General features: G+C 45.3%; 9 protein-coding genes. 8 read left to right on the top strand and 1 reads right to left on the bottom strand.

Features of this window, described 5'->3' with window-relative positions:
• Positions 1-6: 6 nt before the first annotated feature.
• From U735_RS0114195 to U735_RS0114175, 4 genes are all read left to right on the top strand, one after another.
• Complete coding sequence (locus U735_RS0114195; protein WP_031444458.1) at positions 7-1,659, top strand: UxaA family hydrolase; 1,653 nt, start codon at positions 7-9, stop codon at positions 1,657-1,659.
• A 152-nt stretch (positions 1,660-1,811) separates the two neighbouring features.
• A complete protein-coding gene (locus tag U735_RS0114185; RefSeq protein ID WP_031444457.1) occupies positions 1,812-2,642 on the top strand; it encodes an amidohydrolase family protein in 831 nt (276 codons plus the stop codon).
• Between the two features lie 593 nt (positions 2,643-3,235).
• Positions 3,236-4,375, top strand: a complete 1,140-nt coding sequence (locus U735_RS0114180; protein WP_031444456.1) for a saccharopine dehydrogenase family protein — start codon at positions 3,236-3,238, stop codon at positions 4,373-4,375.
• Between the two features lie 435 nt (positions 4,376-4,810).
• Positions 4,811-7,531, top strand: a complete 2,721-nt coding sequence (locus U735_RS0114175) for a bifunctional YncE family protein/alkaline phosphatase family protein (protein ID WP_031444455.1) — start codon at positions 4,811-4,813, stop codon at positions 7,529-7,531.
• Between the two features lie 360 nt (positions 7,532-7,891).
• Here U735_RS0114175 and U735_RS0114170 read toward each other — a convergent pair whose 3' ends face one another.
• A complete protein-coding gene (locus tag U735_RS0114170; protein WP_051892156.1) occupies positions 7,892-9,949 on the bottom strand; it encodes a TonB-dependent receptor plug domain-containing protein in 2,058 nt (685 codons plus the stop codon).
• A 445-nt stretch (positions 9,950-10,394) separates the two neighbouring features.
• Here U735_RS0114170 and U735_RS0114165 point away from each other — a divergent pair, with 445 nt between their 5' ends.
• The 4 genes from U735_RS0114165 to U735_RS0114150 are packed head-to-tail and all read left to right on the top strand — an operon-like array spanning position 10,395 to position 13,874.
• A complete protein-coding gene (locus U735_RS0114165; protein WP_031444453.1) occupies positions 10,395-11,093 on the top strand; it encodes an orotidine 5'-phosphate decarboxylase / HUMPS family protein in 699 nt (232 codons plus the stop codon).
• Between the two features lie 31 nt (positions 11,094-11,124).
• Complete coding sequence (locus tag U735_RS0114160; RefSeq protein WP_031444452.1) at positions 11,125-12,150, top strand: zinc-binding dehydrogenase; 1,026 nt, start codon at positions 11,125-11,127, stop codon at positions 12,148-12,150.
• 4 nt (positions 12,151-12,154) lie between these two features.
• On the top strand, positions 12,155-12,955 hold the full coding sequence (locus U735_RS0114155) for an SDR family NAD(P)-dependent oxidoreductase (protein ID WP_031444451.1): 801 nt from the start codon (positions 12,155-12,157) through the stop codon (positions 12,953-12,955).
• Between the two features lie 25 nt (positions 12,956-12,980).
• Complete coding sequence (locus U735_RS0114150) at positions 12,981-13,874, top strand: sugar phosphate isomerase/epimerase family protein (protein WP_031444450.1); 894 nt, start codon at positions 12,981-12,983, stop codon at positions 13,872-13,874.
• Positions 13,875-14,190: the final 316 nt, after the last annotated feature.

Genomic DNA, 14,190 nt, shown 5'->3' with positions numbered 1-14,190 from the left:
TAAAACATGTCAAAGAATTTTTTACAAATACATCCCAATGATAATATCCTTGCCGCTCTGCAGGATATGAAAAAAGATTTTGTAGTAGAATTTGAGGGGAAATCCTTCCCGCTCAAAAACAATGTTAGCGCCAAGCACAAATTTGCGCTGCAAGAATTTAAGGTGGGCGACCCCATCCTAATGTATGGCGCCTTGATAGGGAAAGCTACAAAGCCCATTGCCCAGGGAGAAAGCATTACCATAGACAATGTGGTACACGCCTCTGCGGATTACAATGTTGGGGAGCAACAATCTCATTGGGTGGCACCGGACATTTCCAAGTGGAAAAACAGCACCTTCAACGGCTATCACCGTGCAGACGGCAGTGTTGGTACGGCCAACCATTGGCTGGTGATCCCTATGGTGTTCTGTGAAAACAGAAATGTAAACGTTCTGCGCTCTACCCTACTGAGTGCTCTGGGCTACGAGACCGCCAAAGACTATATCATAGACACGGAAGTGCTGGTATCCCAATACAAAAAAGGAGCCAGTGCAGAAGAGATGATGGCCTCGCCCCTGATTAAAACCGCCGAGGACATTAAACAGAACAGGACCTTCCCCAATGTGGACGGAATCAAGTTCCTGACCCATGACGGGGGCTGTGGCTGTGACCGTGGGGATTCGGATACCCTTTGCAACCTTTTGGCAGGCTACATTACCAATCCCAATGTTGCCGGGGCTACCATTCTTAGTCTGGGCTGCCAGAACGCAGAGGTGAAAATTTTGGAGGCCGCCATTGCCAAACGCGACCCCAACTTTACCAAACCCCTGCACATTTTGGAACAACAAAAAAGTAAGAGCGAACGGCATTTTATAGAGGAAGCTGTAAAAAAGACCTTTTTGGGCCTCATCGAAGCCAATAAGGTAACACGCCAACCCTCACCGCTGAGCAAATTGGTCTTGGGCTTGGAATGTGGGGGATCGGACGGATTTTCAGGTATTTCGGCAAATCCGGCCCTAGGCTATGCTTCGGACCTAATAGTGGCCTTGGGCGGGGCCACCGTACTTTCCGAATTTCCCGAGCTTAACGGCGTGGAACAGGAACTCATCAACCGCTGTGAAGCGCCGGAAAATGCGGAGAAATTTGCCAGTATTATGCAGGCCTATTCCGCCAAGGCGGTCTCCATAGGCTCCGGCTTCGAAAACAATCCATCGCCAGGAAATATTAAGGACGGACTCATCACAGACGCTATGAAGTCGGCGGGAGCGGCCAAAAAAGGGGGCACTTCCTTGGTACAAGATGTGCTGGACTATACCGAAAGGGTTACCAAAAATGGACTCAACCTTCTATGTACTCCCGGCAACGATGTGGAGAGCACCACTGGTCTGGCAGGATCTGGCTGCAATGTGATAGCCTTTACAACAGGTCTGGGTACTCCTACCGGGAATCCCGTGGCCCCGGTTATAAAAATGTCCAGCAACAATGCCCTTAGCGAACGCATGAAGGATATTATCGACTTTAACACCGGCAGCATTATTACCGGGGAAGATACCATACAGACCAAGGGAGAGGAATTGTTGGACTATATCATAGAAGTGGCCAGTGGCAATATAGTGCCAGCGGCGGTTCGCTTGGAACAGAACGACTTCATCCCCTGGAAAAGAGGGATTTCCCTATAAAGGACCTCACCCTGAACTGCTAAAAAGCAGTTCAGACCCTGCCTACCGGCAAGGCAGGCTCTCCAAAGGAGAGGTAAAAGGACCTCAAACCCAGAAAATTTTTAACTTTAGAACTTTCAACATTATAACCTAATAACATTAAACTTTCTAACATGACCATAGATTCCCATCAACACTTCTGGAAATACAATCCTGTAAAACACTCATGGATCAACGAGCAGATGAGCGTTATCCGACGGGATTTTTTACCCTCGGACCTAAAACCTGTCTATGCCAAAAACGGTGTGGACGGTTGTGTAGCGGTACAGGCGGACCAGACCTTGGCGGAAACCGATTTTTTATTGGAACTTGCCCATAACAACGCTTTTATAAAAGGCGTCGTGGGCTGGGTAGATCTAAGAAGTGCCAGTGTGGACCAAGAACTGGAAAAATACGCCAAGGACAAGCATTTAAAGGGATACCGACATATAGTTCAGGAAGAGGCCGACCATAATTTTTTGTTACGGCCCGACTTCCTACGTGGAATATCCAAATTGGAACAATACGGGGCGGTCTATGACATCCTTATTTACCCCCATCAGTTGGGAGCAACGCTGGAATTTGTAAAAAAATTCCCCAATCAGAAATTCGTTATCGATCATATTGCCAAACCATATATCAAAGATGGCTTCTATGACGGCTGGGCGGCCATGATGAAAGAAGTTGCCAAGCACGAAAACGTATACTGTAAAATCTCAGGGATGATTACCGAGGCGGATTTTAAGAGCTGGACCCCGGAACAAATACATCCCTATATGCTTTTGTCCCTTGAGGCCTTTGGCCCTGAACGCTGCATGTACGGATCCGACTGGCCCGTTTGCCTGGTCGCCGGCACTTATACCCAGGTAAAGGAGCTGACTACCAATTTCATTTCCAGCCTCAGCACTGCCGAGCAGGCCGCCATTATGGGACAGAATACGGTGGAGTTCTATAATTTAGAGTAAGCGGTTTTCAGTGAACAGTTTTCAGTGGGCAGTAATCAGTGTTGTACGTTGTAAATCGATCAACTCTAATCAGGGATGTACAAAGCCTGAAACCATTAGCTACTATTGTCCGGTCGAGCCTGCCTGACGTCAAGGCAGGCCTGCCCGGCGTTAGACGGGCGCAGTCGAGACCTAATTCGGTGTGTCAGTATTGAGCAGTGAGAATTGAGAATCTAGATTCTAGAGCCTAGAAACTGGACTAAAGTGTTCTGTTCAAGGTTTAATGTTCCGGGTTCAAAGCCGTCATTGCGAGCATAGCGAAGCAATCTGCTTGTTCCCTTGCAGAGATTGCTTCGTCGCTATCGTTCCTAAAGTCCTCCCCCTAGCCCCCTCCCAAGAAGGGGGAACAAATTCCCTCCCCTTGGGGGAGGGTTAGGGAGGGGTCTCATTAGCGGGAGGCTAGCCTGCCTGCAGGCAGGGGGCGGGTTTTTTCCGGAGGATAATCCCGTTAACTATCGGGAGGGGTCCGTAACGGCATCATACTATATCCAAGTATCAGAAGAAATCTGGATAAAAAATGCTATCTTTCTTATAACATATTAAGCTTATTATTTATGTCGTATAACATGGTTATTGCCGGTGCTGGAGGTATTGCCCAGGCCGTTGGATTGATAATGGCGGATTGGGGAAATGTTCCCCTAAAAATATTCATTGGCAATCGTACGTTGGAAAAGGCCGAAAAGGTGGCCCATTGGATAGGGAAGGGCACTACCGACCCCGGAGTGGCAAAGGCGTTTTGCCTTTCCGAATCGGGTCTGACCAAAGAAATGGAGGATATTTTTACGCAGGGCGATGTGCTGCTGGATTGTCTGCCCGGTAGCTTGGCCCCCAAAATGGCGAGCTATGCCAAAGATTTTAAAATGCACTATGTAAACCTTACCGAATATGTGGCAGAGACCAATGAAATAATAGCGTTGGCAAAGAATGCCGAAACCGGTTTTGTGCTCCAATCCGGTCTGGCACCAGGGTATATTAACCTTTTGGCACACCATCTCTTTCAGGAATTTTGCAGTAAACATAAGGTAGACAAGGTAGATAAGCTGCAGTTTAAGGTAGGGGCCTTAACGGACCATGCCGTAGCACCACATTACTATGGATTTACCTGGAGTCCCGTGGGGGTTGCCACCGAATATGTAAAGGATGCGGAAGCAGTCCGTAATTATAAAAAAGTACCTCTTAAATCCCTCTCCGAAAGAGCAACGATTATTATAGATGGTAGGACTTATGAGGAGGACCTTACTTCAGGTGGGGCCGCCGATCTTCCGGACGCCCTAGCGGGAAAGGTGCGAGACTTGGATTATAAGACCTTGAGATATCCAGGGCACTACGCCTGGGTGCAACAACAGCTTGCAGGTTTTAAAAATGTGGATGCCTCTATTAAGACCCTTCAGGAGAAAATGGAAAGTGAAATTCCCCATATCGAAAACGACCAAATTGTACTATATGCCGCTGTGGAAGGCAAGGATATGCACGGGGTGCTTAGAAGGAGTGAGGTTTCCAAGCTGATATTCCCGCAAAAAGTAGGGATACACAGACTTAGGGCCATACAGACCACCACGGCGGCACCCATGGTTCAGGCTGCTTTTATGTTAATGGAGTCCGAATACAAGGGAGTTGTTCTGCAAAGTCAGATAGATCCAAAACCTTTTTTGAACGGTAACTTTATAGCACCTATTTATGGCTATATCAATTGAAATGAAATTGAACTTGTGTACAATTTTGGCTGTTTGTCACTTTTACTTCAATTAAATTAATATCAATTATTAATAACGTAACTCGACGAAATAATTTTGGATTTGCTTTAAAGCAACAAAAGCACTTTGCCTTGAGGTTTCCTTTTTACCTCTCCTTAGGAGAGCCTGCCCCGCGAATTCCGAGGGGGTCGGAGATGCCTTTTTAGGCATTTCCGGGTGAGGTGAAATATGAAACTTTATAGCACCTATTTATGGCTATATCAATTAAGCTGAAATTGAGTTTGGATACTATTTTGGCCATTTGTTATTTTTACTTCAATTAAATTATTTTAACATAATGTAAAATCATTGTTAAGACCCTTTTCCTTTGGCCAAAAATGCGTAATATTATTTTTTAATATTTAAAATATCTATTTACACCTTAAATTCAACCTAATGAATCGGCTAATTATCCTCCTTTTAACACTAGTTTTTATTGCCTGCAATTCACGCCAAAACAGCATTACCATTTTACAGGTACCCGGTAAAGATCAGTACAGTATTATTGATGAAAATGGAATATCCATTTTGGCAAGTGGGAGGTATGTGACACCAGTAGGGGATAAATTGCGGATTACACATGATCCTTTTGGGATGGCCGTTTCTCCTGATGGGAGCAAGGCGGTTACCCTGCACAATGGGGTCTTTACAGTAATTGACGTCGCCTCCTTGGAGTCGGTCAGGATTCCCAGCTATGATGGCAGTATACCGTCACCTTTGGCCAAGGGTTCTTTTTTGGGGGTTGAATTTGCCCAGGATTCCAAAACGGTTTATTTAAGTGGGGGAGATACGGGAGCAGTGATCCAATACGATGTGGAGAATCTTGTAAAAGTGGATTCCATCTCCTTGAACGGTATGGTTAACGGGAAGGATTATCAGGATAGTTTTACTTCCGATCTGAGGATCAACGAGGCGGAGAACGAACTGTTGGTGTTGGATCGCGGCAATTTTAGACTGGTGCGTATCGATCTGGATACCAAAAAAATAAAGGGGAGCGTCAATGTGGGAAGACAGCCTTTTGGCTTGGCCATCAGTCCCGATAAAAAGCAGGCCTTTGTGGCCAATGTAGGAGTGTATTCCTATCCTTTGATAGAGGGCGCCACTCCTGCCAATTACGATTCCTTAATGATTTCCCATCACCCTTATGGAGATAATACCAAGGAATCCATAGAGGGTACCGAAGTGGAAGGACGAAAGGTTCCAGGCTTGGGGAGTCCGTTGCATCCCGATGCCATGAGTGTTTTTACTATAGACCTGGACAACAACAAGGTGATCAAAAAATTTAAAACGGGGCATCAAATAGGACAGACCGTGGAGGATGCCGAAGTGGTTGGTGGCGCAAGTCCTAATTCCATTGCCGTAGGGAAACAATTCGCCTATATAACCAATGCCACCAACGACAATATCACCATCATTGATCATTCAAGCCAGGAAATTGTAGGTCATATTCCCATTAAGGTGGACCCGAGAATCGACAAATACCGTGGTCTTCTGCCTTTCGGTATCACCATGGACAAGGAAGAAAAAACGTTATATGTGGCCTTATTGGGATTCAATGCAGTAGCCGTCATAGATATTCCGTCCCAAACCACCAAGGGGCTTATTCCCAGTGGCTGGGGGCCTACCAGGGTGGAATTGTCCAAGGATGAAAAGAATATTTATATCATTACCTGTAGAGGTCTTGGGGCCGGACCCAATGGAGGGAAGGATTTTGTAGAACCACCACAGGGCGATTACATTGGGGATATTCAATTGGGGAGCTTCCAAAGGGTAGCCATGCCAACCGATGAAAAACTTGCCGAATACACCAAAATGTCCATCGACAATACCTTTAGGGAAAGCACCATAACCGATGATGGTACCAATCCTTTGCCTCCCTTGCCAAAGTTGCGGCAGAGCCCTATTAAACATGTGGTGTATATTACCAAGGAGAACAGGACCTACGATGAGGTTTTTGGACAGCTTAAAACAGGAAAGGGCGATAGTACCTTGGCCCGCTATGGGGTTAATAATACCTATACCTTGCCCGATTCCGTCCAAGCACAATTCCCCAACCTGCGCATTTCACCCAACCATCATAAGGCCGCAAAGCAATTTGCCTATTCGGACAATTACTATTGCGATAGTGATGCTTCGGTACACGGCCATCATTGGCTAGTGGGTGTTATTCCCAATGAATGGGTAGAGGCAAATGCCAGTGTGAGCAAGACGGCCAAAATATTCTCGGACGCTCCGGGGCGTCGGCACCCTGGAACAATTGGAAGTGTAGATCCTGAGGATTATGCGGAGATTGGTGGACTTTGGGAAGCCCTGGATAGGGAAAAGGTTTCCTTCTACAATTTTGGACAGGCCAACGAAACAGCACATGTGCGCGAAGAATGGTATGATACCAATACCGGCGCGGCCCATGGGGTGATGGTGCCTATGCAAAAGGCTTTGTTTACAAGGACCAGCCACGACTTTGCCGGTTATAATATGAATATCCCCGATCAATACCGAATGGATCAGTTTGAAAGGGAGTTTACAGAGAAATGGATTGAAGGAGAGGAAGAAATGCCGCAATTGGTGACCATGATGTTACCCAATGATCACGGGGCAAGAATACGTCCCGAAGATGGCTATCCTTACCCACAATCCTTTATGGTAGATAATGACCTGGCGGTGGGCAGGGTACTGCATTTTCTATCCAGGACCAAATACTGGAAGAATATGCTGGTCATCATCACAGAAGATGATCCCCAGGGCGGTGTAGATCATGTGGATGCCCATAGGTCCATTCTTATGATGGCGGGGCCTTATGTGAAAAAAGGCTATGTTTCCAACACCCATGCCAATTTTGGTGCCCTGTTAAAGACTATGTACAATATTTTGAATGTTCCCTATGTAAATCAGTTCGATGTTACGGCATCCTTGCTTCAGGATTTTTTCACCTCGGAGCCCGACTTTACACCCTATACTTTGGAACGTCATGATGAACGTATGTACAACGCGGAACTTTCCATGAAGAAGTACAACAAAACCATAGACTGGCGCAAAATAGAACAGGGCCCCCCTATGGACAATGAGGACGATGCCAGGGTAAACCATTATGAGAACAAGACAGATGATGAACAATGAGCAATTAGCAATAAACAGTGGGCAGTTGACAGTTGACAGTGGTCTACGTCCCTGATATAGGTTGACCACTTTAAAGGGGAAATAACTATGAGCTCCTTCTCCTGTCCATGAGTTTTGGTTCCTAACAATTCCCCTCTTGGGAGGGGTTAGGGGTGGGTTTTCCGCGGGAGGTAGGGGTGTGTTTCTGTATTCACTGCCTATGTTTTGTAGTACCCCATATCTTAGGTTTTCAATCCCTTCCGTCTTCTCCTCCTACCGTCGGAGAATCCACCTTCCCTTATACTTCGACTCCGCTCTGAACAAGCCCAAGGGGAAGGAGTTTTTTTAATCCGTTCTTGGTTTAAACCTCAAAAATCACCATTACAACCTCGCAGCAACCGATAACACTCCAGACCTCCCATAGCCATTGACTCCAGAGCCATGGTATCTATAATCCTCATTGAAGATATTCTGTAGTCCAACAGCTATGGTAATGTAATTAATGGAATAACTGCCATGTATATTAAGTACGTTCCAACCGGGCGTACCACCATCAGGGATTCTATTGTCGTCTACATCCCCAGACGCCAAACGATCCTGTTTGCCGGCCAAGAGCCAATCAGCATTGAGGTTCCAGTTCTTTATAGTGTAGGAGGTGGCCAATCGACCAAATAAGGGTGGGATTCGGCGAGCCGGTTCATCACTGGTTTTGTTTTGGCCATAGGTATAGGTCATATTTCCTGATAGGTTCCAATTTGGATTCAGGCTTAGATCCAATCCCATTTCCACCCCTTGGATAAAGCTGCGTTCCACATTTTTCTTTTGATAAACGGGATAGCCCTCAATACTGTCGCCAGCTATTCTGTTCCGCACAATTAAATCGTACAATTCATTACGATATAAAAATACTTCGGCCTTCACGGCACGGTTACGAAATTTGTAGCCCAGTTGATATTGTAGGGAATGTTCCGGTTTTAGATTGAAATTGGGTGTTTCGTACCTAAAATCTACTATGCCCAAGGATCCAAGATCATTGATATTCGGAGCCCTAAAGCCTGTATTGATGGAGGCAAAGACATTGGATGTTTCATTCAATCTTCGCTGCAGGGCCAAGTTTCCAACTAAAGCCGAGGGCGTAAGTTTGGTATCGCCCAAGACCGAATCGGTTACTTTGTTGATAAAGGTGTTGAACCGTAAACCTGCTGTAATGTCCCATTGCTCCATGCTCAGGGTATGCATGCTGAAAGCGGCAATACTGGTCATGGTAGCCCCGTCTGGATATAAGCCGCGATTGGCCGTTTCGTTGCTGGTGGTCAGATCCTTATCGGTGCGACTACTTCTTACCTTGTCGTTATAGATCTCGACCCCGGTATTTGCGGACCATATTTTACCATGGCTCGAAAATGTTTCGGCAGAAAATCCAAAGGTCCTCACCTTATCATTTTCAGTTCGCAGTGAAGTGGAGCCATTTTTTTGCAATATCCTACCTTCCTCATGATGTTGGTAGGAAGCGGTAACCACCGCAGTTTTAAAGATGTTGTTCCCCAAGTCCTGCTGGAGTCTAGCATAGGCTAGTTCCCTTTTTTGCGGGTCCATCTTATTTAATGCATAATCCTCCAAGGCTACCTTGTGGTAGACGGGAACATCTTTTTGATGCACACGTTGGTACACTGTGGTGAGGCGGGAACGGTCCGACAGCAATATTTTTCCCTTGAGGTCAAAATCCAATTCTCTGTAGCCGGTTGGAATCTGTTGTCCGGTGGTATCACCACCTACAAGGTCTCCGAAATTTCGCCATGTGGCATTGGCCCTAAAGGCCACTCGTTTATCACCGTATTTTAAGGCTGCATTGGCCGTCTGTTCCATGTCCTGTGTCACAAATCGGGTAAAAAGATCCGTACCCCAAACCGGTTTTTCAGTGGTTTCCACCTCTGTGCTCAAGGCTTGGATGGTTCCCCCTATGGCATCGGAACCATATTGTACAGAACCGCTTCCACGTAAAACTTCCATTTTGCCCACGCTGAACACATCAATAGTATTAAAATACTGGTTGGGTCCCGATCTTACCGTGGCATTATTAAGGCGGATACCGTCATAAAGCAGTAAGGTTTGATTCCCTGTTAACCCCCTTATAAAGGGCGATCCTCCACCATGGTTGGTTTTTTGAACAAACACCCCTGGAGCCAATAGCAGTGCTTCGGGAGCAGTACGCAATTGAAATCTTTGTATAGAGTTGTTGTTGACCACCTCAATGGCTTCCGGGGTCTTATGTTGTATGGATCCGTATCTGTTTGCCGTAACCACTACTTCCTCCAAGGCGTTTAAGGGCAAAGAGTCTTTCGGGGACTGGGAATTTTCCTGGCCAACGAGGAATCCTGTGATACTATAGAAAATTATGGCAAAAAGTAATTTTGAAGGTCTATTTAAAGCTAAGGTCATTATGTAGTTAATAAGATAAATATGATTTTGGATGTTATGTTTTGAATGGCTTGAACCTCCAACGGGACAATTGAGCTCTTGATATTAAAAGGTAGCAAAATTGGCCTATTCGCCTTTATTCGGTATTAAATTAGTATTATTTAAAATTTATCTTTTGCAATAATAATAGTTCTTCCAAGAATATAAAAGACAATAATGGCATTGACAACCATAGGCTATATTTATTATTGATTGTGGCAATACAGGGGTGTATAAATCATAAAAGGGTAATATTGGATTTATAATTGATAAATTTTATGTATTGCGATTCTTTATCTTTGGATTGACGCTGTAGCCCAAAAAAATCAATGCTTTTTATGAATATTTTACGAATGTTTTAGATTGATTGCGGCTTAGGTTAAATCAAAGATTACAACCTTATAATTTAAATATTTATTGACCATTTATGAAACCAATTGTACAAATTTCCCTAGACCTTACCAATATAGATGAAGCTTTAGAAACGGCCGCCATGGCATTACGTGCAGGGGTGGACTGGCTGGAAGCGGGCACTCCCCTTATTCTAGCAGAAGGATTGCACGGGGTTCGAAAATTAAGGGAGGCCTTTCCCAAAATCCCTATAGTAGCAGATCTTAAGACGATGGACGGTGGGTATTTGGAGGCCGAAATGATGGCCAAGGCTGGTGCTACCCATGTAGTGGTAATGGCTAGGGCACATGCGGAAACTATAAAAGTGGTAGTACAGGCGGGCAAAGATTACGGGGTAAAGGTAATGGGCGATAATTTAGGTTGTCCGGATATGGTGGAAGGGGCCAAATGGTTGGAAGACCTTGGCTGTGACTATATAATCCACCATATCGGTTATGACGAACGCCGTGGAATTGCTGCCCAAGGCTTAAAAATGCCAAGCCCAATGGATCAATTGCGCGAGGTGGTCAATGCCGTTAAAGTTCCGGTACAGGCTGTGGGCGGACTTACCTTGGAGCAGGCCATACGCTGTCCTGAATATGGGGCGCCAATGGTAGTACTGGGAGCTCCCTTGACCATAGATGCAGATTCCTTTAAGACTGCCGATGGTGACTTGGAAAGTTCTTTGCGACTAATCTGTGAAAAGATCCATGCCTACGGGGAAGTAACACGCTAATCAACAATTACAAAATAAAATAATAAGACGAATGAGTTCAATAGGAGTAGTAAATTTCTCTTCCGAGCCTGGAAGTGTTGAAATTAGGAAAATAGAAAAGCCGACAATAGGCGAAGATGATGTGTTGTTGGAAGTGGCCAACGTTGGGGTGTGCGGAAGTGATCTTCATCAATGGACTTCAGACCACAGTTGGCCTGTAAATTATCCAGTGGTCCTTGGGCACGAGTTTGGTGGCCATATTGCGGCATTGGGGAAAAAGGTAAGTGGTTGGAAGGAAGGTGATAGGGTTGTCAGCGAGACTGCTGCAATAATAGATTTGAACAGTCCGCTTACAAGACAGGGCCTTTACAACCTGGATCCTACTAGAAAAGGTTTTGGGTACGGGGTAAATGGAGCCATGACCCGATTTGTTAAAGTACCTGCCAGATGTCTGCATGCGGTACCGGAAAACTTGCCTTTCGAACAGGCTTGTTTAACCGAGCCATGTTCTGTGGCGTACAATGCCGTGGTTATGAATTCTAAAATAAAACCAGGGGACAGGGTTATTGTATTGGGACCCGGGACCATAGGTATCCTTTGTGCTGCCGTTGCCCGTTTATGTGGCGCTGAGGTGGCCGTTGTTGGTTTGGAAGCCGATAGGGAAAGATTGAATATAGCCAAGCAATATGGATGTGAAGGAATAGTGGGCGATGCCAGCGCATGGGCCAATAAACAGGACGGATTAGGGGTAGATTGTGTTATAGATGCCGCAGGGGCAAGTGCTACACTAAAAATTGCCTTACAATTGGTGCGTCCCAACGGACATATTACAAAGGTAGGGTGGGGCCCACAGCCATTAAACTTCTCTTTGGACCCATTGGTACAAAAAAATGTTACCCTACAGGGTAGTTTTAGTCATAACTGGCCCATTTGGGAAAAAGTACTCTCCCTTTTGGCATCAGGCACTTTGGATGTAAAGCCTATTATTGGAGGGGTATGGGAATTGAAGGATTGGCATGAGGCTTTCGATCAAATGCATACCGGTAAGGTGGTGAAAAGTGTTTTAAAACCAAGTTAAGACCATGCGATTAAAAGATAAGGTCATATTAATAACAGGTGGATATACCGGTATAGGCAAGGCCATAGTCAAGCGTTGCGTGCAGGAAGGTGCCAAAGTATTGGTCAACGGCTTGGAAGAGGAGCGTGGCTTGGCACTGGTGGAGGAATTGGGTGCGGATAGTATTGGTCATCTTACTATGGATATCACGGAAGATAGTGCCCCGCAATTATTGGTAGAAGAGGCCATATCCAAATTTGGAAAATTGAATGGTGTAGTTAACAATGCCGCCTATATTGCTTCCTCCAATATTACAAGTACCGAAGTAGCTTTTATAAAGCGTATGTTGGCCGTGAATTCCGTTGCTCCTTTAATGATCATTCAGGCGGCCTTACCGCATTTATCAGCTGTTCGAGGTTGTGTACTCAATATAGGTTCTATTAACGCTTGGGGCGGGGAACCCGATCTATTGGCCTATAGCATGTCCAAAGGAGCATTGATGACCATGACCAGGAACCTGGGCGACAGTATGTTTCGGGATTACGGCGTACGCGTAAATCAGATCAATCCAGGTTGGGTACTCACGGAAAAGGAAATATTGAACAAGAATGAACAGGGAATGAAAGCCGATTGGTATAAGGACATACCGGACATTTTTGCTCCTGCCCAACGCATTTTTACCCCAGAGGAAATAGCAGCGGCCTGCCTCTATTGGCTTTCCGATGAATGTGGTCCTGTAAGCTCACAAGTAATGGATCTGGAACAGTTTCCTATAATAGGGCGTAACCTCCCCAAAAACTGGGAAGGTTCCCATAAAAAGAAATAATTAATAACGATAAAAGAATTAAGATTTGCCACAATTAGCAGTATTTCCCAAAGCATTTATGCATGAACTATGTAAGGATGGAACCATGAAAGTTTCCGAATGGATCGACCTGGCGGTTGAACTAGAGGTAGACGGCTTGGAATGGTACGCCGGATTTTTGGAGATGGTCGATAAATCCAACTGGCCTATTTTTAGGGAGCAGGTAGAGCGCCATGGAAAAACAATACCCATGCTTTGTTGTTCCCCGGATTTTACCCATCCGGATGCGGCTTTTCGGGAAAAGGAAATTAAAAAACAAATAGGGTGGATAGAAATGACCCATGCTTTGGGGGGTTCATATTGCAGGGTGCTGTCCGGACAACGTCGTCCCGAACTAACCATAGAAGAAGGTGTTGGATTTGCTGCGGACTGCATAAAAGAGTGCCTTCCGCATGCGGAAAAGTTGGGGGTGACCTTAATTTTGGAGAACCACTATAAGGACGATTTTTGGGAGTATCCCGAATTTGCCCAGCAGATGGATATTTTTTGCAAGTTGGTAGACCGTATCCACCATCCTAATTTTGGGGTCAATTACGACCCTAGCAATACCTTTTTGGCAGGGGAGGACCCCTTGGAACTCTTGTACCGGGTGTCCGATCGCGTGGTGACCATGCACGCCAGTGACCGTTATCTAAAAGAAGGAACGATAGAGGATTTAAGAAAGGAAGAAGGTGGTGCCATGGGCTATGCCAAAAGATTGAGTCACGGCGAAATTGGCAAGGGCCTAAACGATTATGATGCTATTTTCAAGGAATTGAAAAGAGTAGGTTTTGATGGCTGGATCAGTATTGAAGATGGCGTGGACGGAATGGATCAGCTAGAACGTAGTGTAGCCTTTTTAAGAAAAAAAGTTAAGGAATATTGGCCTGAATTTAAGTAGGGGGGTACCCAAAGCCTTATAAGCTAAAAGTCACCAATAAGAATTGCAAAGGTCTGTTGGTGACTTTTTGGTTTCGGGGGAAATGGTTTTATAAGAAGTAAACTTGCAATGACGGAATAGCCAAAAGGCAAAAGGCAGGGTCTATAGAAAAGAGAGTAAAGAATAAAGAGACCGACCAGAGTCGAAAACTTTTGAATTTCTATGTTCTTGATTCTGTCGTCAGTTCGAGTGAAATGCCGATAGGCATTTAGTATCGAGAACTGCTTTGGTGTTGTTCGTCTACTTCTCGATACAATTTTATTGCGCTGCGCTTCAT

Origin of the sequence: Arenibacter algicola (assembly GCF_000733925.1) — a bacterium.
Classification (GTDB): Bacteria; Bacteroidota; Bacteroidia; order Flavobacteriales; family Flavobacteriaceae; genus Arenibacter; species Arenibacter algicola.
Note: the sequence above shows the minus strand (reverse complement) of the source record. Positions and strands in the feature narration are given on the sequence as shown.

What these genes read in the sequence shown, in the direction of transcription:
- U735_RS0114195 (WP_031444458.1), top strand. Translation starts at nt 7, where the DNA reads ATGTCAAAGAATTTTTTACAAATACATCCCAATGATAATATCCTTGCC.
- U735_RS0114175 (WP_031444455.1), top strand. Translation starts at nt 4,811, where the DNA reads ATGAATCGGCTAATTATCCTCCTTTTAACACTAGTTTTTATTGCCTGC.
- U735_RS0114165 (WP_031444453.1), top strand. Translation starts at nt 10,395, where the DNA reads ATGAAACCAATTGTACAAATTTCCCTAGACCTTACCAATATAGATGAA.
- U735_RS0114160 (WP_031444452.1), top strand. Translation starts at nt 11,125, where the DNA reads ATGAGTTCAATAGGAGTAGTAAATTTCTCTTCCGAGCCTGGAAGTGTT.
- U735_RS0114155 (WP_031444451.1), top strand. Translation starts at nt 12,155, where the DNA reads ATGCGATTAAAAGATAAGGTCATATTAATAACAGGTGGATATACCGGT.
- U735_RS0114170 (WP_051892156.1), bottom strand. Translation starts at nt 9,949, where the DNA reads ATGACCTTAGCTTTAAATAGACCTTCAAAATTACTTTTTGCCATAATT.
- U735_RS0114180 (WP_031444456.1), top strand. Translation starts at nt 3,236, where the DNA reads ATGTCGTATAACATGGTTATTGCCGGTGCTGGAGGTATTGCCCAGGCC.
- U735_RS0114185 (WP_031444457.1), top strand. Translation starts at nt 1,812, where the DNA reads ATGACCATAGATTCCCATCAACACTTCTGGAAATACAATCCTGTAAAA.